This is a genomic window from Pseudomonas sp. WC1 (genome assembly GCF_050586565.1).
In the GTDB taxonomy this organism is placed as follows: Bacteria; Pseudomonadota; Gammaproteobacteria; order Pseudomonadales; family Pseudomonadaceae; genus Aquipseudomonas.
Map to the genome: position 1 here is coordinate 44,008 of NZ_JBOBDQ010000015.1, position 19,868 is coordinate 63,875.

A 19,868-nucleotide genomic window follows, 5' to 3' on the forward strand; every position below is an offset into this window, starting at 1 on the left:
CGTCAGTGCGTCACGGGCTCCAGTTGCTGTTCGGCAGGCTGCGCCGCAGCCACCGCCTTGCGCATCTGCTCGCAACCCCACAACACCCGCTCCGGCGTCGACGGCGCGTCGATGTTTGGCTGCACGCGGTAGTCGGCGATGCTCGCCACCGCGTCCTTGATCGCGCACCAGGCGGCAATGCCGAGCATGAACGGCGGTTCGCCCACGGCCTTGGAGTGGAACACGGTGTCCTCAGGGTTCTTGCGGTTCTCCACCAGCTTGACGCGCATATCGATCGGCATGTCGGCCACTGCCGGGATCTTGTAGCTGGCCGGGCCGTTGGTCATCAGCTTGCCCTTGGCATTCCACACCAGTTCCTCGGTGGTCAGCCAGCCCATGCCCTGGACAAAACCACCCTCCACCTGGCCGATGTCGATGGCAGGGTTCAGCGAATCGCCCACGTCGTGCAGGATGTCGGCGCGCAGCATCTTGTACTCGCCGGTCAGGGTATCGACGATCACCTCCACGCAGGCGGCGCCGAACGCGAAGTAGTAGAACGGGCGGCCACGGGCCTGGTTGCGGTCGTAGAAAATCTTCGGCGTGCGGTAGAAACCGGTGGTCGACAGCGACACCTGGGCGAAATAGGCCTGCTGGACCAATTGCTCGAAACTGACGATCTGCTCGCGCACGCGCACATGGCCGTTACGGAACTCGACGTCTTCCTCGGTGACGTTGTAGTGCCGGGCCGCGAACTCGGTCAGGCGCTTCTTGAGGATCTCGGCGGCGTTCTGCGCGGCCTTGCCGTTCAGGTCGGCGCCGCTGGAGGCGGCGGTGGGCGAGGTGTTGGGCACCTTGTCGGTATTGGTGGCGGTGATCTGGATACGGTTGAAGTCGACCTGGAACACCTGCGCCACCACCTGGGCGACCTTGGTGTTCAGGCCCTGGCCCATCTCGGTGCCGCCGTGGTTGAGGTGGATGCTGCCGTCGGTGTAGATGTGGATCAAGGCACCTGCCTGGTTGAGGAAGGTGGCGGTGAACGAGATGCCGAACTTCACCGGGGTCAGCGCCAGGCCTTTTTTCAGCACCGGGCTGTTGGCGTTGAAGCGGCGGATCGATTCGCGGCGCTCATGGTAGTCGCTGCTGGCTTCGAGCTCGGCGGTCATCTCCTCGAGCATGTTGTGCTCGACGGTCTGGTAGTAGTGGGTGACGTTGCGCTCGGTCTTGCCGTAGTAGTTGGCCTTGCGCACCGCCAGCGGGTCGAGGGCCAGGTGACGGGCGATATGGTCCATCACCTGCTCGATGGCGACCATCCCCTGCGGGCCGCCGAAGCCGCGGTAGGCAGTGTTGGAGGCCGTGTTGGTCTTGCAGCGGTGGCCGTGCACCGTGGCATCGCCCAGGTAGTAGGCGTTGTCGGAGTGGAACATGGCGCGGTCGACGATCGAACCGGACAGGTCCGGCGAGTAGCCGCAGTTGCCCGCCAGGTCGAAATTGATCCCGTGCAGGCGGCCGTTGTCGTCGAAGCCGACGTCATATTCCACGTAGAACGGGTGACGCTTGCCGGTCATGGTCATGTCTTCGACCCGCGGCAGGCGCATCTTGGTCGGCTGGCCGGTCAGGCGCGCGATCACCGCGCACAGGCACGCGGGGCTGGCGGCCTGGGTTTCCTTGCCGCCGAAACCGCCACCCATGCGGCGCATGTCGACGACGATCTTGTGCATCGGCACGTCGAGCACCTCGGCCACCAGCTTCTGCACCTCGGTGGGGTTTTGCGTCGAGCAGTAGACGATCATGCCGCCGTCTTCACCGGGCATCACCGAGCTGATCTGGGTCTCCAGGTAGAAGTGCTCCTGGCCGCCGATGTGCAGGGTGCCCTGGATGCGGTGCGGGGCACTGGCCAGTGCGGCGGCAGAGTCGCCGCGCTGGTGGGTGTGGCTGTCGAGCACGAAATGCTTCTTGCGCAGGGCCTCGACCACGTCGAGCACCGGCTCCAGGTCTTCGTACTCGACGATGGCGGCCATGGCGGCTCGGCGGGCGGTCTCGAGGTCGCAGGCGGCCACGGCGAGCACCGGCTGGCCGAAGAACTCGACCTTGTCGATGGCCAGCAGCGGGTCGCCGGCCACCACCGGGCCGATGTCCTTGAGCCCCGGGATGTCCTCATGGGTGATAGCGATGCGTACCCCCTCGAACTGGTAGCAGGGCGTGGTGTCGATGCGCAGGATGCGCGCATGAGCGCGGTCGGCGGTGCGTGCATAGACGTGCAGCTGGTTGGGGAATTCCAGGCGGTCGTCGATGTACACCGCCTCGCCGGCCACGTGTTTGTCGGCGCTGTCGTGCTTGAGGCTGCGGCCGACCCCGGTGGTCAGGTCCTGGCTGAACAGTGCGGCCATCTCGGCCTGGCTCTTGACGGCGTGATGGTTAGACATAGGCGGTCACCCGGGTTTCGATGTGCGGCGTTTGCAGTTCGATGAAGTACTTGCGCAGCAGGTTCTGCGCGGTCAGCAGGCGGTACTCGCGGCTGGCGCGGAAGTCGCTGAGCGGGGTGAAGTCCTCGGCCAGGGCCTGGCAGGCGCGTTCGACGCTGGCCTGGGTCCACGGCTTGCCGCGCAGCGCGGCTTCGCAGGCGCGGGCACGCTTGGGAGTCGCCGCCATGCCGCCGAAGGCGATGCGCACGCCGCTGACCACCCCGTTCTCGATGCTCAGGTTGAACGCCGCGCACACCGCGGAGATATCGTCGTCCAGGCGCTTGGACACCTTGTAGGCACGGAAGGCCCAGTCGTTGCTGGCGCGCGGCACGATGATCTTCTCGATGAACTCGCTGTCCTGGCGTGCAGTGATGCGGTAGTCGATGAAGTAGTCTTCCAGGGCCAGGGTGCGCTGGCGCTCGCCTTGGCGCAGGACGATCTGCGCGTCGAGGGCGATCAACAGAGGTGGCGAGTCACCGATTGGCGAGGCGTTGCCGATATTGCCGCCGAGAGTGCCCTGGTTGCGGATCTGCAGCGAGGCGAAGCGGTGCAGCAGGTCGCCGAAGTCGGGGTACTCCTCGTTGAGCGCGGTGTAGCAGTCGGTCAGCGGCGTGGCGGCGCCGATCTCCAGATGGCTGGCGGTCTTGTCGATGCGCTTGAGTTCGGCGACATGGCCGACGTAGATCATCACCGGCAGGGTGCGGTGGAACTGGGTGACTTCCAGCGCCAGGTCGGTACCCCCGGCCAGCAGGCGCGCCTCGGGGTGCGAGCTGTACAGGTCGGCCAGGTCGGCCACGGTCAGCGGCACCAGGCAGCGCTTGTCGCCGCTATTAAGCTCGCCGGTCTGTTGCGGGGCGATGGCCTTGAGGCGGGCGATGGTCTGCGCCTGCTGAGCGTCGAACTGGTCGCGGCAGGGGCGTGCGCAGCTCTGCTCGGCAGCCTCGAGGATCGGCCGGTAGCCGGTGCAGCGGCACAGGTTGCCGGCCAGGGCCTCCTGGGCCTGGTGCAGGTCGTGGCCTTGGCTGTTCTTCTGCAGGGCGAACAGCGACATGACGAAACCAGGGGTGCAGAAGCCGCACTGCGAGCCATGGCAGTCGGCCATGGCCTTTTGCACGCTGTGCAGTTCGCCCTGGTGCTTGAGACCCTCGACGCTGATCAGTTGCTTGCCGTGCAGGGCGGAGACGAACGTCAGGCATGAGTTGAGGCTGCGGTAGCGGATGTCGTCGCCACCCTGGGCGTTTTCGACAAGTTCGCCGACGACCACGGTGCAGGCGCCACAGTCGCCGCTGGCGCAGCCTTCCTTGGTGCCGGGTTTGCCCAGGTGCTCGCGCAGGTACTGCAGCACCGTCATGTTCGGGTCCAGGGCATGCTCGCTGCGCAGCTCCTGGTTGACGAGAAACTGGATCACGGGGGAGGGCCTCGCAATGGTTTTATTGTTGTTCCGGCGGACTCTAAGCAACGGCTGACCTTCGGGTCAATAATTTTCTGACTCAAAGGTCAAGAATTTGCACGAGGGCCTTCCGAGCCGCCTCATCGAGCCTTTTCCAAAGCATAGTTCGCGCCGTGCAGGAAAGTTGACCCGCCAGTCGCACAAAGCACGCAGTCCTGCTGCGCGAGCGCCTGGCAAGTGCGCTACAATCGCGCCCTTGTGCACAGCTACCCAGATTGCGAAGGAAAACCATGACGTTCAAGGCGCCGGACAGCCTCTCCGAGCAAATTGCCCACTACCTGGCCGAGCGGATCATCCGCGGCGAACTCGCACCCGGCGAGCGCATCCAGGAGCAGAAGGTCACCCAGGCCCTTAACGTCAGCCGCGGTTCGGTGCGCGAGGCGCTGCTCATCCTCGAGCGCCGGCACCTGGTGGCCATCCTGCCGCGCCGTGGCGCCCATGTGACCGAGCTCGACGAAAACAGCGTGCGCAGCCTGTGCGCCCTGATGGGCGAGTTCTACATCCTGCTGGGCAACGCCGTCGCCCAGCATTGGCGCACCGAGGGCGACCTGCGCCCGTTCCTGGACATCCAGCAGCGCCTCAAGCAGGCCCATGCCGGCAAGGACATCAAGGCCTTCGTCGGCGACAGCTTCGCGGTGATGCGCGCCGCGTATCCGTTCGCCAACAACCCGTACCTGCAGGAAACCGTCGAGAACCTGCAGCCGGCCATGAGCCGCGCCTACTACCTGGCCCTGGACCAGCGCCAGGCCAACATGGCAGATTACCTGGAGCTGTTTGCCCGCCTGCTCGAAGCTGTGGTCGCCCGCGACCTGCCGCGCATCCGCGAGGTGCTCACCGCCTATTGCCAGCGCAGTTGCGAACTGGTGCTGGCGGCGCTGGCGCGGGTCTGAGCGGTGCGCCTGAAGTGCATCCGCCTGGCCGGGTTCAAGTCGTTCGTCGACCCGACCACGGTCAACTTCCCCAGCAACATGGCCGCCGTGGTCGGCCCCAACGGCTGCGGTAAATCCAACATCATCGACGCGGTGCGCTGGGTGATGGGCGAGAGTTCGGCGAAGAACCTGCGTGGCGAGTCGATGACCGATGTCATCTTCAACGGCTCCACCAGCCGCAAGCCGGTCAGCCAGGCCAGCATCGAGCTGGTGTTCGACAACAGCGACAACAGCCTGGTGGGCGAGTACGCCGCCTACGCCGAGATCTCGATCCGCCGCAAGGTCACCCGCGACGGGCAGAACACCTATTACCTGAACGGCACCAAGTGCCGGCGTCGTGACATCACCGATATCTTCCTCGGCACCGGTCTGGGGCCGCGCAGCTATTCGATCATCGAGCAGGGCATGATCAGCAAGCTGATCGAGGCCAAGCCCGAGGAGTTGCGCAACTTCATCGAGGAAGCGGCGGGCATCTCCAAGTACAAGGAGCGTCGCCGCGAGACCGAGAGCCGCATCCGCCGTACCCAGGAAAACCTCGCGCGCCTGACCGACCTGCGCGAAGAGCTGGAACGCCAGATCGAGCGCCTGCACCGCCAGGCCCAGGCTGCCGAGAAATACCGTGAGTACAAGGCCGAGGAGCGTCAGCTCAAGGCACGCCTGTCGGCTCTGCGCTGGCGCGACCTGGATGAGCGGGTGCGCCAGCGCGAGACGGTGATCGGCGACCAGGAGGTCGCCTTCGAGGCGCTGGTGGCCGAACAGCGCAACGCCGACGCCAGCATCGAGCGACTGCGCGACGGTCACCATGAGTTGTCCGAACGCTTCAACCAGGTGCAGGGCCGCTTCTATTCGGTGGCTGGCGATATCGCCCGCGTCGAGCAGAGCATCCAGCACGGCCAGCAGCGTCTGCGCCAGTTGCAGGACGACCTGAAGGAGGCCGAGCGCAGCCGCCTGGAAACCGAATCGCACCTGGGGCATGACCGCACCTTGCTGGCGACCCTCGGCGAAGAATTGGCAATGCTCGAACCGGAGCAGGAGCTGACCCTGGCCGCGGCCGAGGAAGCCGCCGCGACTCTGGAGGAAGCTGAGCTCGGCATGCACGGCTGGCAGGAGCAGTGGGACGGCTTCAACACCCGCTCCGCCGAGCCGCGCCGTCAGGCCGAGGTGCAGCAGGCGCGCCTGGCGCAGCTCGAATCCAGCCTGGAGCGCCTGGCCGAGCGCCAGCGCAAGCTGGGCGAGGAGGGTGAGCAGCTCGGTGGTGATACCCAGGACACCGAGACGTTTGATCTGGGCGAGCAAGTGGCCAGCAGCGAGTTGCTGCTCGAAGAGCTGCACCTGCAAGAGCAGCAGGTGGTCGAGCGCCTGGAAGGGTTGCGCGAACACCTGCAGCAGACCAGCCAGGCACAACAGCAACAGCAGGGTGATCTGCAGCGCCTGGGCGGGCGTCTGGCCTCGCTGGAGGCTTTGCAGCAGGCGGCGCTGGAGCCCGGTGTGGGGGCCGCCGACTGGCTGCGCGCCCAGGGCCTGGAGCAGCGCCCGCGCCTGGCCGAGGGGCTGCGGGTCGAGCCCGGCTGGGAGCTGGCGGTGGAAACGGTGCTTGGCGCCGACCTGCAGGCAGTGTTGCTGGATGACTTCGCCGGCCTGGACTTCGCCGCGCTGGAGCAGGGCGATCTGCGCCTGCTGCTGGCCGGGGGCGAGGGTCCGCGTGTTCCCGGCAGCCTGCTCGACAAGGTCGAGGGGCGGGCCGACCTGTCGGCCTGGCTGGGGCAGGTGAGGCCGGTTGAAACGCTGGAGCAGGCGTTGGCGCAGCGGGCGTCACTGGTTGCTGGGCAAAGCCTGGTCAGCCGCGACGGATACTGGGTGGGGCGGCATTTCCTGCGGGTCAGCCGCGGTGGTGAAGCCCAGGGTGGCGTGCTGGCCAGGGGCCAGGAAATCGAACGCCTGGCCCAGGAACAACTGGAGCAGGAAGCGTCGCTCGAACAGCTCGACGAGCAACTGCAGCGTCTGCGTGAACAACAGCTCGACCTGGAGGAGCAGCGCGAGCAATTGCGCCGTCGCAGCCAGGACGAGAGCCGCCAGCACGGTGAGCTCAAGGCGCGCCTGTCTGCTGGCCGGGCCCGGGCCGAACAGCTTGAACTGCGCCGCCGACGCTTGCACGAAGAGTTGGCCGAGCTCCAGGAGCAGCGTGCCCTGGAGCATGAGCAGTTGGGCGAGGCGCGCCTGCTGTTGCAGGAGTCCCTCGACCTGATGGCCGCGGACACCGAACAGCGCGAGCAACTGATGGCGCGCCGCGACACCCTGCGCGAAGGTCTCGACCGGGTCCGCCAGGAGGCCCGCCAGCACAAGGACCATGCCCATCAACTGGCCGTGCGCCTGGGCTCGTTGCGCGCCCAGCACGATTCCACCCGCCAGGCGCTCGAGCGCCTGGAGCAGCAGGCCGCGCGCCTGAACGAGCGTCAGGAGCAACTGAACCTGAATCTCGAGGAAGGCGAGGCGCCGCTCGAAGAGTTGCGCCTGAAGCTTGAGGAACTGCTCGAGCGCCGCATGAGTGTCGACGAAGAAATGCGCCAGGCGCGGCTGCACATGGACGAGGCGGACCGTGAGTTGCGTGATGCCGAGCGCCGCCGCACCCAGGCCGAGCAGCAGTCGCAACTGTTGCGCGGCCAGCTGGAGCAGCAGCGCCTGGAGTCCCAGGGGCTGGATGTGCGGCGCAAGACCTTGCAGGAACAACTGCTCGCCGACGGCTACGATCTTCAGGGCGTGCTCGCCACGCTCGAGGCCGAGGCCAGCGAGCAGGGCACCGAGCAGGCGCTGGAGCAGGTCGAGGCGCGTATCCAGCGCCTGGGCGCGATCAACCTGGCGGCCATCGAAGAGTACGAGCAGCAATCCGAGCGTAAGCGCTACCTGGATGCCCAGGACGCCGATCTGGTCGAGGCACTGGAGACCCTGGAAAACGTCATCCGCAAGATCGACAAGGAAACCCGCAACCGCTTCAAGGATACCTTTGATCAGATAAATGCCGGATTACAGGCACTTTTCCCAAAAGTTTTCGGTGGCGGCAGCGCTTATCTGGAACTGACGGGCGAAGATCTACTCGATACAGGGGTGACGATCATGGCGCGCCCGCCGGGCAAGAAGAACAGCACCATCCATCTGCTGTCCGGCGGCGAGAAGGCATTGACGGCCTTGGCTCTGGTGTTCGCCATCTTCAAGCTGAACCCGGCGCCGTTCTGCATGCTCGACGAAGTCGACGCACCTTTGGACGATGCCAACGTCGGGCGCTATGCGCGCCTGGTCAAGGAAATGAGCGAAACCGTGCAGTTCATCTACATCACCCACAACAAGATCGCCATGGAAATGGCCGACCAGCTGATGGGGGTGACCATGCACGAGCCGGGTTGTTCACGTCTTGTAGCAGTTGATGTGGAAGAGGCTATGGCCATGGTCGACGCCTAGGGTCTGTACGAAATGTGTCTGCGCGAAGGCCAGACAAGGCGAAACGGGGGGAGGAAGCGCAGTGTACTGGAGTACATGAGCATTCCGAGCCCCGTTTCAACGCAGTATGGGCGAGTGCAGATACATTTCGGACAGAGCCTAAGGGGTAAAGAAAGGGTGTGAACGTGTAGGCAAAAGCCTCAGCAGACGCGACAGACGGTGTAAAGTTGCCTTTGGTCGTGCTAGCTTAATGTCACTTGTTTTTTGCGTGGGTAAAACGCCTGTCAGAACATAGAGTTGGCGCCACGTGTTAAAGGCCTTTGAAGCCTTTGTTTTCAAGCATATTTTTTATAGAGGCACGGGATTACATGGAAATCGGTCTGCGCGAGTGGCTGATCGTCATCGGCATCATTGTCATCGCCGGTATTCTTTTCGACGGCTGGCGCCGCATGCGCGGCGGCAAGGGCAAATTGAAGTTCCGTCTGGACCGTAGCTACGCCAACGCCCCGGACGACGACAGCGGCGGCGCCGAGGTGCTCGGCCCTTCGCGTGTGCTGGAAACCCATAAAGAGCCCGAGCTGGATGAGAGCGACCTGCCATCGGTCAGCGCTCCAGTGCGTGAGCGCGAACGTGAAGCCAAACCGGCCAAGGCCAAGCGCGGCAAGCGCAACAACAGCGAGCCGCAACAGGGCGACCTGAAGCTGGCCGCCGAGCCGCGTGAACCGGACCTGTTCGACGCTGGCGACGATGACTTCGCCGCCGACACCGCCCGCAACAGCGGTTTCACTGCCGCGTCCACGCCGGCCAAGGAGCTGCCGCCGGCCGAAGAAGTGCTGGTGATCAGTGTCATCTCGCGTGACGAAGGCGGCTTCAAGGGGCCGGCGCTGTTGCAGAACATCCTGGAAAGCGGCCTGCGCTTCGGCGAGATGGACATCTTCCATCGCCACGAGAGCATGGCCGGCCACGGCGAAGTGCTGTTCTCCATGGCTAATGCGGTCAAGCCCGGCGTGTTCGACCTGGATGACATCGACCATTTCAGCACCCGTGCGGTGAGCTTCTTCCTCGGCCTGCCAGGCCCGCGCCACCCCAAGCAGGCCTTCGACGTAATGGTCGCCGCCGCCCGCAAGCTGGCCCACGAGCTCAATGGCGAACTCAAGGACGACCAGCGCAGCGTGTTGACCGCCCAGACCATCGAGCACTACCGCCAGCGTATCGTCGAGTTCGAGCGCCGCGCCCTGACGCAGAAACGCTGACCGACCCGAGCGGGCGGACCCTGCCTCGGTCCGCGCCGCGATGATTGAAACGAAAGAGCAGCCAGGGGCTGCTCTTTTGCTTTGCAAGAGAAGACCAGGAATGAACGCCGAATCCCGAATCCATGAACTGCGCGCCGAACTCGACCAGCACAACTACCGCTACTACGTGCTCGACGAACCCAGCGTGCCTGATGCCGAGTACGACCGCCTGTTCAATGAACTCAAGGCGCTGGAAGCCGAACATCCGCACCTGGTGACTCCGGATTCGCCGACCCAGCGCGTCGGTGGTGCGGCACTGGCGGCCTTCAGCCAGGTACGTCACGAGATACCGATGCTCAGCCTGGGCAACGCCTTCGAGGAAGACGACCTGCGCGACTTCGGCCGCCGCGTGGTCGAAGGCCTGGACCTGCCGGGCGGCGATCAGGCGGCCGTGGACTACAGCTGCGAGCCCAAGCTCGACGGCCTGGCGGTGAGCCTGCTGTACCGCGACGGCCAGCTGGTGCAGGGCGCCACCCGCGGCGATGGCACTACCGGTGAGGACATCAGCGCCAACGTGCGCACCGTGCGCAACATCCCGCTCAAGCTGCAGGGCGAGGGCTGGCCGGCGGTGCTGGAAGTGCGCGGCGAGGTGTACATGAGCAAGGCCGGTTTCGACCGGCTCAATGCGGCCCAGGCCGAGGCCGGCGGCAAGACCTTCGCCAACCCGCGCAACGCCGCCGCCGGCAGCCTGCGCCAGCTGGACTCGAAGATCACCGCCAGCCGCCCGCTGGAGTTCTGCTGCTATGGCGTCGGCCAGGTGTCCGAGTCGTTTGGCGACAGCCATATCGGTATCCTGGAGAAACTCAAGACCTGGGGGCTGCCGATCAGTCGCGAGCTCAGGCACGCCGCTGGTATCGACGAGTGCCTGGCCTATTACCGGGACATCGGCGCGCGCCGCAACAGCCTGCCCTACGAAATCGATGGGGTGGTATTCAAGGTCAATGCCCTGGCCTCCCAGCGTGAGCTGGGTTTCCGTGCCCGTGAGCCGCGCTGGGCGATCGCCCACAAGTTCCCGGCCATGGAAGAGCTCACCGAGGTGCTCGATGTCGAGTTCCAGGTCGGGCGTACCGGCGCGGTGACTCCGGTCGCTCGCCTCAAGCCGGTGAAGGTGGCCGGCGTGACGGTGTCCAACGCCACCCTGCACAACATGGACGAGATCGCCCGGTTGGGCCTGCGTATCGGCGACACGGTGATCATCCGCCGTGCCGGTGACGTGATCCCGCAGGTCATGCAGGTGGTGCTCGAGCGCCGCCCCGAAGGCGCGCGTGCGGTGCAGGTGCCGAGCCAATGCCCGGTGTGCGGCTCGCAGGTCGAGCGCACTCAGCTGGTCAAGCGCAGCAAGGGCAAGGAAACCACCAGCGAAGGCGCGGTGTACCGCTGTGTGGGGCGCCTGAGCTGCGCCGCCCAGCTCAAGCAGGCGATCATCCATTATGTGTCGCGTCGCGCCATGGACATTGATGGGTTGGGCGAAAAGAGCGTCGAGCAACTGGTCGATGAAAACCTGATCCGCTCGCCGGCCGACCTCTACAAGCTGGAATTCGAGCAAGTGGTCGCCCTTGAAGGCTTTGCCGAGGTCTCCAGCCGCAAGCTGCTCGAAGCCATCGAGGCCAGCAAGCGCCCGAGCCTGGCGCGTTTCATCTACGCCCTGGGCATCCCCGATGTCGGCGAGGAGACCGCCAAGGTCCTGGCCCGCTCCCTGGGCAGCCTGGCGCGGGTGCAGGTGGCGCTGCCGCAGGTGTTGACCTACCTGCCGGACATTGGCCTGGAAGTTGCCTACGAGATCCATAACTTCTTCGAGGACGAGCACAACCGTGCGGTGATCAAGCAGCTGCTGGACAGCGGTATGCAACTGCAGGATGAAGGGGAGCTGGGCGCCGAGTTCGCCGCCAGCACCACCCTCGCCGGGATGCTCGCCAAGCTCGATATCCCGTCGGTCGGCCCGACCGGCGCCGAGAAGCTGGTAGACAAGCTGGGCACCCTGGACAAGATCATCGCCGCCGATGGCATCGACTTGCGCCAGGCCCTGAATACCAAGGCCGCCGACGGGGTGCGCGAGTTCTTCAAGGTCGAGGCCAACCAGCAGTTGGCCCGCGCCATCGAAGCCCAGTTGCTGGACTTCGGCATGCACTGGTCGTGCGAGAAGAAGTCCGCCGAGGGTTTGCCGCTGGCCGGCCAGACCTGGGTGCTGACCGGTACCCTGGAGCGCATGAGCCGCGATATCGCCAAGGAAAAGCTGGAAAGCCTGGGGGCCAAGGTGGCGGGCTCCGTGTCCGGCAAGACCCATTGCGTGGTGGCCGGGCCCGGCGCCGGCTCCAAGCTGGCCAAGGCCAGCGAGCTGGGCGTGTCGGTGATGGACGAGGAGGCGTTCGTGGGCTTCCTTGCGGAGCGCGGAATCGACGTCTGAGGCCGGTGGCCTTGTCGCGGGGCAAGCCCGCTCCCACGGGTGATCGCACGTGGGGGGCGGGTTCGCCTCGCGATAGATTTGCCACAAGTCCTTGAGAAATGATGGTTTTTTCTCGATCAAAGGTTGTAACTTCTCGCTGGCGTTGTACAATGGCGCGGCTCGTCAGCTGGCGAGCCGTCGTGGTGGCCCCATCGGTCCCCCCGCATTGATTACCCGTTAACCTGGTCAGGCCCGGAAGGGAGCAGCCATAGCGGGAACATCGAGTGCCGGGGTGTGGCTGGTGGGGCCGCCTCCATTTTGGGCGCAGGATTTTTCCGGCGTACCTGTCAGGCGTCGCACATCAGACGCGTTTCTTTACACCCTCGCACTGTTTTCCGCCTGCACGATCCCGCGCAGCGCCTTATCATGCATCCCATCGTGTCGGCCCATTCGGCCAGGAGATAGCGACCGTGGAACATGTCGACGACCTCACCCGCCAGAAGATCCGCGAGTGGCAAATGCGCCGCCTGGAAATCAAGGACCAGATGGCCGCCAGTCCCGAGCGCGTGCTGGAGTTGTCCCAGGTGCTCGACCAGATGGAAGAAGAGCACGAGCGCATCCTCGAGGAAGCGGCTGCGCCAGTGGCGGTGAAGGCTGACGCGGTGGCCTTGGAACTGCAGGTGTCGGCGCGCTCGGTGCGTGACTTGCGCAAGCTGCTGGAGCTGGCCCTGCATGAGCTCGATGGCGTGCTCGACGCACCGCAGGCGGGTGTCAGCCATCCCGGCGACATGTCTGGGTCGTTGGGTGCCTACCGCTTCGACCTGGTGGTGGGGCAGGCCGCTGAATCCGACAAACCTTGAGTGATCCCCGGACCCGTACCGACATGCAGCCCGAGCACTTCGACTTTTCCCATCCGGTGTACCTGCCGGTTACCGCAGAGGTGTGCCAGGCCTTGCTGGCCGACGGCGCGCTGGCGCTCGACACCCTGGGCGAGCCGGAGTTGGCGGCAGTGCTGGTGATCCAGAACCTGGCCCATGCACAGGGGCAGGTCGATGCGCGGGCGGCGGAAAAGGTGCTGGGCAAGCTGTTGGCGTGGGCGGTAGATGGCGCGCACTCGCCTGGCGTGGGGTTGTTGTCTGAGGCCCGTAGGCTGTTCGATGCGCGCAAGCTCTATTTCGGCCTTGAGGTGATCAAGGGTTCGAAGCTGCGTCTGCTCGACGCGGAGCAGGTCCAGGCGCGGGAATACCTGCTGGCCGATGGCAAGTGGGATTTCGACTACCGCATTCGCCTGCATCACAGCGACAACCCGTTCAGCCAGCGGGTGACCACCGGCTTCGATACCGAACGCTGGCTGACCGTCGAGCAGGACAAGCTGCTCAAGGTTATCCAGGCCAACCTCGACGAAGACATCCACGTGCAGGGCTATGCCGGGATCGGCAAGAGCTACCTGCTCGGCGCGCTCATGGACTGCCTGCCCCGTGGTCGGGTGCTGGCCCTGGCGCGCACGCCGGCCAAGCTCGGCGCCTTGCGTCGGCGCATGGGGCTGGATGAGCAGGCCAAGGTCGGCATGACCTTCGGCCAGTTCGCCCGGGCCCTGCTCAAGGATACCCGGTCAGTTTCCGCCCGGACGGCGCAGCGCGGTCCCGGCAAGCGCAGGCTGGCCGAGGAACTGGGGATCGTCGGATTGCGCCAGTACGACGCCGAGCATGCCTTGGACATCTGCCTGGAAGTGCTGCGCAACTACTGCGATTCGCGGGATTACAGCCTGTCGAATCGTCATCTGCCGTATTTTCGCCAAGCACTCTCCGGCGTCGATACCCAGGTCCTGCTCGAGTACGCCAGCCGGCTATGGCGCTACCTGGAGGCGCAACCGGCCTGGGGCGCGCAGACCGGGTTCGAGGCGTTGCTGCTGCTCAAGCGAGCGAGCCTGACTGGCTGCAGCGTGCCAGGGCGCTTCAGCCACGTGATCATCGACGAGAGCCAGGACGTTCCGGCCTCGCTGCTGCAAGTCATCGAACGGGGCCGCCAGGTGCTGATCACCCTGGGCGATGAATATCAGAAGGCCTCCGGCGAGGTGGTCAGGCGCGAGCGTCAGGTGCGCCAGAAGGACATGGCCTTTGCCGTGCGTAGCGGGCCCAAGGTGGAGCGCCTGATCAACCCGTTGATCGGCGTGCATTCGAAGAAGTCCAAGGTTGCCTTCGAGGCTGCGCGCCATGTCGATGTCGGCATCGAGCACTTCCCCGAAGGGTTCATCCCTCCCGAGGGCTGCGTGGTGCTGACCGCCTCGTGCTGGGACACGATGCGCTGGGCCATGGAAATGGCCGAGTCCAATTGCTTGTTGAACTTCCCCGATTGGCCTCAAATGCGCCGCTTCATGGCCACGGCAATCGGCCTGTTCAGGGCTGCGTTCTATGCGCCCGGGCAGGACGCCGAAGGGCCGCATCCGTACTTCGCGCACCTGCTCGATTGGCAGCAGGTGCGCGAGTCCGAGCGTTTCGATGCCGCGTTCCTCTGGGTCGAGGCGCGCCTTGAGGCGGGTTTCAAGCTTGCAGACCTGACGCTGCTGGACGCACGCATCGCTGCACGGCCCGACAGCCTGACGGTGTTGATGGCCGAGGAGGCCGGTGGCCTGGAGTTCGATCAGGTGCTGCTGACACCGGAACTGATGACCACCGACCGCTTCAAGGACGCCTACGCCTTCGATGCCCGGATCTGCGCCGTGTATATCGCCCTGTCGCGGGCGCGTCGGCAGCTGTACCTGCCGTATGACGTGGAGGAGTGGATCAACTACCACAAGGGCCAGCCGTTCCGCGAGTTGCACGGCTACTGAGGCCTCCACGCCTGCCCTGGCTGGCCGACACCTGCAACAGCCGCTGGAAGGTCGGGCATTGCAGATGGTTCTCCTCAGGGCACTGCGCCGCATGGCGCAACCCCTTGCTCATCGCCTGCAGCCGTTTGATCCGGCGGTCGATCTCGTCGGCCTTGGCCAGCAGCAACTCGCGGTCGACCCGTTGCTCGTCAAGCATGGCGGCTACTTCGTCCAGCGAAAAGCCAGCCGCCTGTCCCAGCGCGATCAGCGCCAGGCGCTCGGGGGTGTCTGGCGGGAACTGGCGGCGTTGCCCATGGCTGGCCAGTGATCTGAGCAACCCCTTGTTCGCGTAGTAACGCAATGTCGACGCCGGCACTCCGGTGCGCCTGGCGACATCGGCAATGTCCATTGCAACCCCTCTTGACTTGAAGTTGACTTCAACTTGCATGCTGCTTGGCATCGACCTTTCCGTCAATCTGCCAAGGGCTCTCGTCATGACCATCTCCTCGCTTGTGCTTTCCATCCTGTTCATCGGCATCGGCGCCACCCTGGTCATGGACCTGTGGACCCTGTTGCTCAGGCATCTGGGCGTCACCACCCTGAACTACGCCATGGTCGGGCGCTGGGCGGGGCACCTGCTCGAAGGGCGCTGGCGGCATGCGGCGATCGGCAAGGCTGCGCCGGTCAGGAGGGAGCTGGCGTGGGGCTGGCTGCTCCACTACGCCACAGGGTTGGTATTCGCGGCGCTGCTGGCGGCTATTGCAGGGGAGGGCTGGTTGCGGGCGCCGACACTGTGGCCAGCCTTGCTGTTCGGGGTGGTCTCGGTGCTCGTGCCATTGTGCGTGGTGCAGCCTGCATTGGGGGCAGGGTATTTCGCGACGAACACACCCGCGCCCTTGAAGAGCTGCCTGCGCAGCCTGGCGACGCACTGCGTGTTCGGTTTGGGCCTCTACCTGGCGGCACTGGGTGTCGCGGCTGCGGGTACTTGAGGGCTGTCGTCACCTGCGAACGGATGGGGCTCGCTATAACGCTCGACGATCCGCTGCATTTCCCCGGACTGCTTGATCCGCACCAGCGCCCTGAGCACCGCCTGGGTCGGCAGTGCGGGGTCGTTGCGCACCATGCAGCCCAGCGCCTGCTCTTCAAGCACGGCCAGGGCCTGCAGGTGTTGAGCCGGGGGCAGGGAGCGGTTGTACCACTGCAGCGACAACTGGTTGCTCACGGCATGGCGCAAGCGCCCGACCTGGAGTTTCTGCAGGACCAGCAACTGGTTGCGGCTATCTTCGCGCTGCAGGCGGGCCTTGTTGAACAGCGGCTCGAGCGTGGGGTAGGTGTAGCCGAGCACGGTGCCGATGGCCTGGGGTGGCAGTGCGTCCGGGCTGACGGGGCCGCTGTCGCCGGGGCGGCCGACCAGCAGGTCGCGTTGCTCTATGAGAGGGATGCTCCAGAGATAGTCGCCGGGCCGATCGGTCAACCATTGGGTGGAAACGTAGCAGCGTACGTCGATTTCGCCGGCCTGCATCGCCTCCTGCAGGCGCAGGCGCGCCAGCACATGGTACTGGGGGCGGGCATCGACCTCCCGGGCGATGGCCTGCATCAGCTCCAACAGGATGCCTTCCGCTGGCTGCTGGTCCTCGATGCGCATCAGCGGCATGCTCCAGCTTTCGGCGATGGAGAAGCGCAGCACCGGCGGTTGCGCCAGGCCGTGGGTGGCCCACAACAACAGGATGGCCAGGACTCGCCGCACGCCTCATCCTCCCTGATCCGTCGTCCGTGTGCCCGTCACTGAGCTTAGACGAGATCGGCAGGGTGCAATTTCGGCCCCGCTCCGCTAGCATTAGCGCTCTTTCCGCCCGCTCCGGTCACGATGGTTTTTTGATGAGTTATCAGGTTCTTGCACGTAAATGGCGTCCGCGCTCGTTCCGCGAAATGGTCGGCCAGACCCATGTGCTCAAGGCTTTGATCAACGCCCTGGACAACCAGCGCCTGCACCATGCCTACCTGTTCACCGGGACCCGTGGCGTGGGCAAGACCACCATTGCGCGGATCATCGCCAAGTGCCTGAACTGCGAGACCGGCATCACCTCGACGCCGTGCGGTACCTGCTCGGTATGCCGGGAGATCGACGAGGGCCGTTTCGTCGACCTGATCGAGATCGACGCCGCCAGCCGCACCAAGGTCGAGGACACCCGCGAGCTGCTCGACAACGTGCAGTACGCGCCGAGCCGCGGGCGCTTCAAGGTCTACCTGATCGACGAAGTGCACATGCTCTCCACCCACTCGTTCAACGCCCTGCTGAAGACGCTGGAAGAGCCGCCGCCCTACGTCAAGTTCATCCTCGCCACCACCGACCCGCAGAAACTGCCGGCGACCATCCTGTCGCGCTGCCTGCAGTTCTCGCTGAAGAACATGAGCCCGGAGCGCGTGGTCGAGCACTTGACCCACGTGCTGGGCGCCGAGAATGTGCCGTTCGAGGAGGATGCCCTGTGGTTGCTCGGCCGCGCCGCCGACGGCTCCATGCGCGACGCCATGAGCCTGACCGACCAGGCCATCGCCTTTGGCGAGGGGCGGGTGCTGGCCGCCGACGTGCGGGCGATGCTCGGCACGCTCGATCACGGCCAGGTGTATGGGGTGCTCCAGGCCCTGCTCGAGGGCGACGCCCGTGCGCTGCTGGCCGCGGTGCGTGACCTGGCCGAACAAGGCCCGGACTGGAACGGCGTGCTGTCGGAAATGCTCAATGTGCTGCACCGCGTCGCCATCGCCCAGGCCCTGCCGGAGGCGGTGGACAACGGCCAGGGCGACCGTGACCGCGTGCTGGCGTTGGCCCAGGCCCTGCCGGCCGAAGACGTGCAGTTCTACTACCAGATGGGGTTGATCGGCCGCCGTGACCTGCCATTGGCGCCGGACCCGCGCGGCGGTTTCGAGATGGTCCTGCTGCGCATGCTGGCATTCCGCCCGGCCGATACCGACGACGCACCGAGGCCGGTACTAAAGCCGACGGGGATCAGCCAGGCCACAGCTGATCCGACCCAACCGGTGGCGGCAGCGGCTATGGCCGTGGCGCCGCCCGTTGTCGCCAGCCCTGTGGCTGAAGTGGTCGCGCCGCTGCCTGTGGCTGAGCCATCCATACAGGCCGAGCCCCCAGTTGTGGACGTGCCGGCCGTTGCCGAGGTTGTCGAGGCGCCGCAAGCGCCATCGGAGCCAGAGCCGCAGCCCGTCGAGGAGGTCGTCGACCTGCCGTGGGAGGAGCCAATCGCCACTCCGGCGCCGGTTGCGCCCGAGCAGTTGCCCGAGCCGGCACCTGCGGTCGAGGCCGCCCGCCAGCAGCCGGACGATGACGAGCCGCCGTTCGATCCGTCGGCCTACAGCCCGGCGGGCATGGAGCGCGACGACGAGCCCCCGGCGGACGAGGACTACTACGCGCCCGACAGCGACCCGGTCGGCTTCAGCTACCTGGACGAGCTGGCCGAGCACGTGCAGGAAGAGGCGCCTGCCCAGGCGCCGGAGCCACTGCCGGCGGCCATGCCCGCGACCGGCCTGGCCCTGCAATGGCTGGAATTATTCCCACAGTTGCCTGTCTCCGGTATGACAGGCAACATCGCCGCAAACTGTACGCTGATCGCCGCCGAGGGTGATGACTGGCTGTTGCACCTGGACCCGGGGCAGGGCGCGCTGTTCAACTCGACGCAGCAGCGCAGGCTGAACGACGCACTGAACCAGCAACTGGGCCGCGAGATCCGCCTGAAGATCGAGCTGATCCGCCCCGAGCAGGAAACCCCGGCCCAGGCCGCCTCGCGCAAGCGCGCCGAGCGCCAGCATGACGCCGTGGTGTCGATCGAACAGGACCCGCTCATCCAGCAGATGATCCGGCAGTTCGGCGCGACGGTCAGGCAGGATACTATTGAGCCTGTAGACGCCCTGGCCAGCCAGGGCCAATGAACGGATAACCATGCGGCCGGCCTTGTGCCGGGCCGCATCACATGACCCAATCGAGGTATACCCCATGATGAAAGGTGGCATGGCCGGCCTGATGAAGCAGGCCCAGCAGATGCAGGAAAAGATGCAGAAGATGCAGGAAGAGCTGGCCAATGCGGAAGTCACCGGCCAGTCCGGTGGCGGTCTGGTCAGTGTGGTGATGACCGGTCGCCACGACGTCAAGCGCGTCAGCATCGACCAGAGCCTGATGTCGACCGACGCTGACGACAAGGAAGTGCTCGAGGACCTGATCGCCGCCGCGCTGAACGACGCCGTGCGCAAGATCGAGCAGAGCAGCCAGGAAAAGATGGGTGGCATGACCGCGGGGATGCAGCTTCCGCCCGGTTTCAAAATGCCGTTCTGATCGGTTTCTGGCTTCAAATGGGGAGCAACGACCCGGTGGTCGTTGCTCCCTTGTTCATTCTGTTTCCTGAATTGGCAGGCCTGCACACATGAGCTTTAGCCCCCTGATCCGCCAACTGATCGACGCCCTGCGCATCCTGCCCGGCGTCGGTCAGAAAACCGCCCAACGCATGGCCCTGCAGCTGCTCGAGCGCGACCGCAGTGGCGGCACGCGCCTGGCCCAGGCCCTGAGCCAGGCCATGGAAGGCGTCGGTCATTGCCGCCAGTGCAGGACTTTGACCGAGCAGGAACTATGTCCGCAGTGCGCCGACCCACGCCGTGACGACACTCAACTGTGCGTTGTCGAGGGGCCGGTGGATGTGTACGCAGTGGAGCAGACCGGCTATCGCGGTCGCTACTTCGTGCTCAAGGGGCACCTCTCGCCGCTGGACGGGCTGGGGCCGGATGCCATCGGCATTCCGCAGTTGATGGCGCGGATCGAAGAGCAGGGCACCTTCAGCGAGGTGATCCTGGCTACCAACCCCACGGTGGAAGGGGAGGCGACGGCACACTACATCGCCCAGCTGCTGGCCGAGAAGGGCCTGACCGCCACGCGTATTGCCCATGGCGTGCCATTGGGTGGCGAGCTGGAGCTGGTGGACGGCGGGACACTGGCCCATGCATTTGCCGGGCGCAGGCCGATCGCGTTGTAAACCTGTAATCGCATCGCGGGGCCAGTCGCATCGGCGCACCGCTGCTCCCGCGCAGATCAACATGCGTGGAAGCGGCGGTGCGCCGATGCGACTGGCCCCGCG

The 19,868-nt window shown here is 65.5% G+C and carries 14 protein-coding genes and 1 other RNA gene; 11 read left to right on the forward strand and 4 right to left on the reverse strand.

The features are described from left to right. Window positions 1-2: 2 nt before the first annotated feature. Window positions 3-2,402 carry a xanthine dehydrogenase molybdopterin binding subunit gene (gene xdhB / locus ACQ4OD_RS09500; protein ID WP_139672543.1) on the reverse strand — a complete coding sequence of 800 codons (2,400 nt, stop codon included), beginning with the start codon at window positions 2,400-2,402 and terminating at the stop codon, window positions 3-5. Further along, a complete protein-coding gene (gene xdhA, locus ACQ4OD_RS09505) occupies window positions 2,395-3,849 on the reverse strand; it encodes a xanthine dehydrogenase small subunit (protein ID WP_139672540.1) in 1,455 nt (484 codons plus the stop codon). Before xdhA ends, xdhB begins: the two co-directional genes overlap by 8 nt. A gap of 272 nt (window positions 3,850-4,121) precedes the next feature. On the opposite strand from xdhA, the gene ACQ4OD_RS09510 reads away from it, so the two are divergent. From ACQ4OD_RS09510 to ACQ4OD_RS09540, 7 genes are all read left to right on the forward strand, one after another. Beyond that, entirely contained in the window at window positions 4,122-4,781 is a 660-nt protein-coding gene (locus ACQ4OD_RS09510; RefSeq protein ID WP_430944203.1) for a GntR family transcriptional regulator, read from the forward strand. Window positions 4,782-4,784: 3 nt separating this feature from the next. Next, the gene (gene smc, locus ACQ4OD_RS09515) at window positions 4,785-8,273 is read left to right on the forward strand and encodes a chromosome segregation protein SMC (protein WP_430944204.1); all 3,489 of its coding nucleotides are present in this window, start codon (window positions 4,785-4,787) and stop codon (window positions 8,271-8,273) included. A gap of 347 nt (window positions 8,274-8,620) precedes the next feature. After that, window positions 8,621-9,505, forward strand: coding sequence for a cell division protein ZipA (zipA, locus tag ACQ4OD_RS09520; protein ID WP_430944205.1), 885 nt, complete (start codon window positions 8,621-8,623; stop codon window positions 9,503-9,505). A 100-nt stretch (window positions 9,506-9,605) separates the two neighbouring features. Further along, window positions 9,606-11,948 (forward strand): NAD-dependent DNA ligase LigA, encoded by a 2,343-nt coding sequence (ligA, locus tag ACQ4OD_RS09525; protein ID WP_430944206.1) that lies wholly within the window; start codon window positions 9,606-9,608, stop codon window positions 11,946-11,948. Between the two features lie 189 nt (window positions 11,949-12,137). Further along, window positions 12,138-12,234, forward strand: an RNA gene (ffs, locus tag ACQ4OD_RS09530) — signal recognition particle sRNA small type. 163 nt (window positions 12,235-12,397) lie between these two features. After that, the gene (locus ACQ4OD_RS09535; RefSeq protein ID WP_258701024.1) at window positions 12,398-12,787 is read left to right on the forward strand and encodes a hypothetical protein; all 390 of its coding nucleotides are present in this window, start codon (window positions 12,398-12,400) and stop codon (window positions 12,785-12,787) included. A 23-nt stretch (window positions 12,788-12,810) separates the two neighbouring features. Then, complete coding sequence (locus ACQ4OD_RS09540) at window positions 12,811-14,757, forward strand: hypothetical protein (protein WP_430944213.1); 1,947 nt, start codon at window positions 12,811-12,813, stop codon at window positions 14,755-14,757. On the opposite strand, the gene ACQ4OD_RS09545 is transcribed toward ACQ4OD_RS09540, so the two are convergent. Continuing rightward, on the reverse strand, window positions 14,711-15,145 hold the full coding sequence (locus tag ACQ4OD_RS09545; protein ID WP_139672524.1) for a helix-turn-helix domain-containing protein: 435 nt from the start codon (window positions 15,143-15,145) through the stop codon (window positions 14,711-14,713). The two genes, ACQ4OD_RS09540 and ACQ4OD_RS09545, sit on opposite strands and share 47 nt — an antisense overlap. A gap of 85 nt (window positions 15,146-15,230) precedes the next feature. Between ACQ4OD_RS09545 and ACQ4OD_RS09550 the strand changes: the two genes are divergently transcribed. After that, window positions 15,231-15,725 (forward strand): DUF2938 domain-containing protein, encoded by a 495-nt coding sequence (locus ACQ4OD_RS09550; protein WP_430944207.1) that lies wholly within the window; start codon window positions 15,231-15,233, stop codon window positions 15,723-15,725. Here ACQ4OD_RS09550 and ACQ4OD_RS09555 read toward each other — a convergent pair. Continuing rightward, a complete protein-coding gene (locus ACQ4OD_RS09555) occupies window positions 15,686-16,483 on the reverse strand; it encodes a substrate-binding periplasmic protein (RefSeq protein ID WP_139672519.1) in 798 nt (265 codons plus the stop codon). The two genes, ACQ4OD_RS09550 and ACQ4OD_RS09555, sit on opposite strands and share 40 nt — an antisense overlap. Window positions 16,484-16,614: 131 nt before the next feature. On the opposite strand from ACQ4OD_RS09555, the gene dnaX reads away from it, so the two are divergent. The 3 genes from dnaX to recR all read left to right on the forward strand — a co-directional run bounded on the left by dnaX (window position 16,615) and on the right by recR (window position 19,766). Next, entirely contained in the window at window positions 16,615-18,675 is a 2,061-nt protein-coding gene (dnaX, locus tag ACQ4OD_RS09560) for a DNA polymerase III subunit gamma/tau (RefSeq protein ID WP_430944208.1), read from the forward strand. A gap of 64 nt (window positions 18,676-18,739) precedes the next feature. After that, the gene (locus tag ACQ4OD_RS09565) at window positions 18,740-19,075 is read left to right on the forward strand and encodes a YbaB/EbfC family nucleoid-associated protein (protein WP_023632783.1); all 336 of its coding nucleotides are present in this window, start codon (window positions 18,740-18,742) and stop codon (window positions 19,073-19,075) included. Between the two features lie 88 nt (window positions 19,076-19,163). After that, a complete protein-coding gene (gene recR, locus ACQ4OD_RS09570) occupies window positions 19,164-19,766 on the forward strand; it encodes a recombination mediator RecR (RefSeq protein WP_139672513.1) in 603 nt (200 codons plus the stop codon). Window positions 19,767-19,868 lie beyond the last annotated feature (102 nt).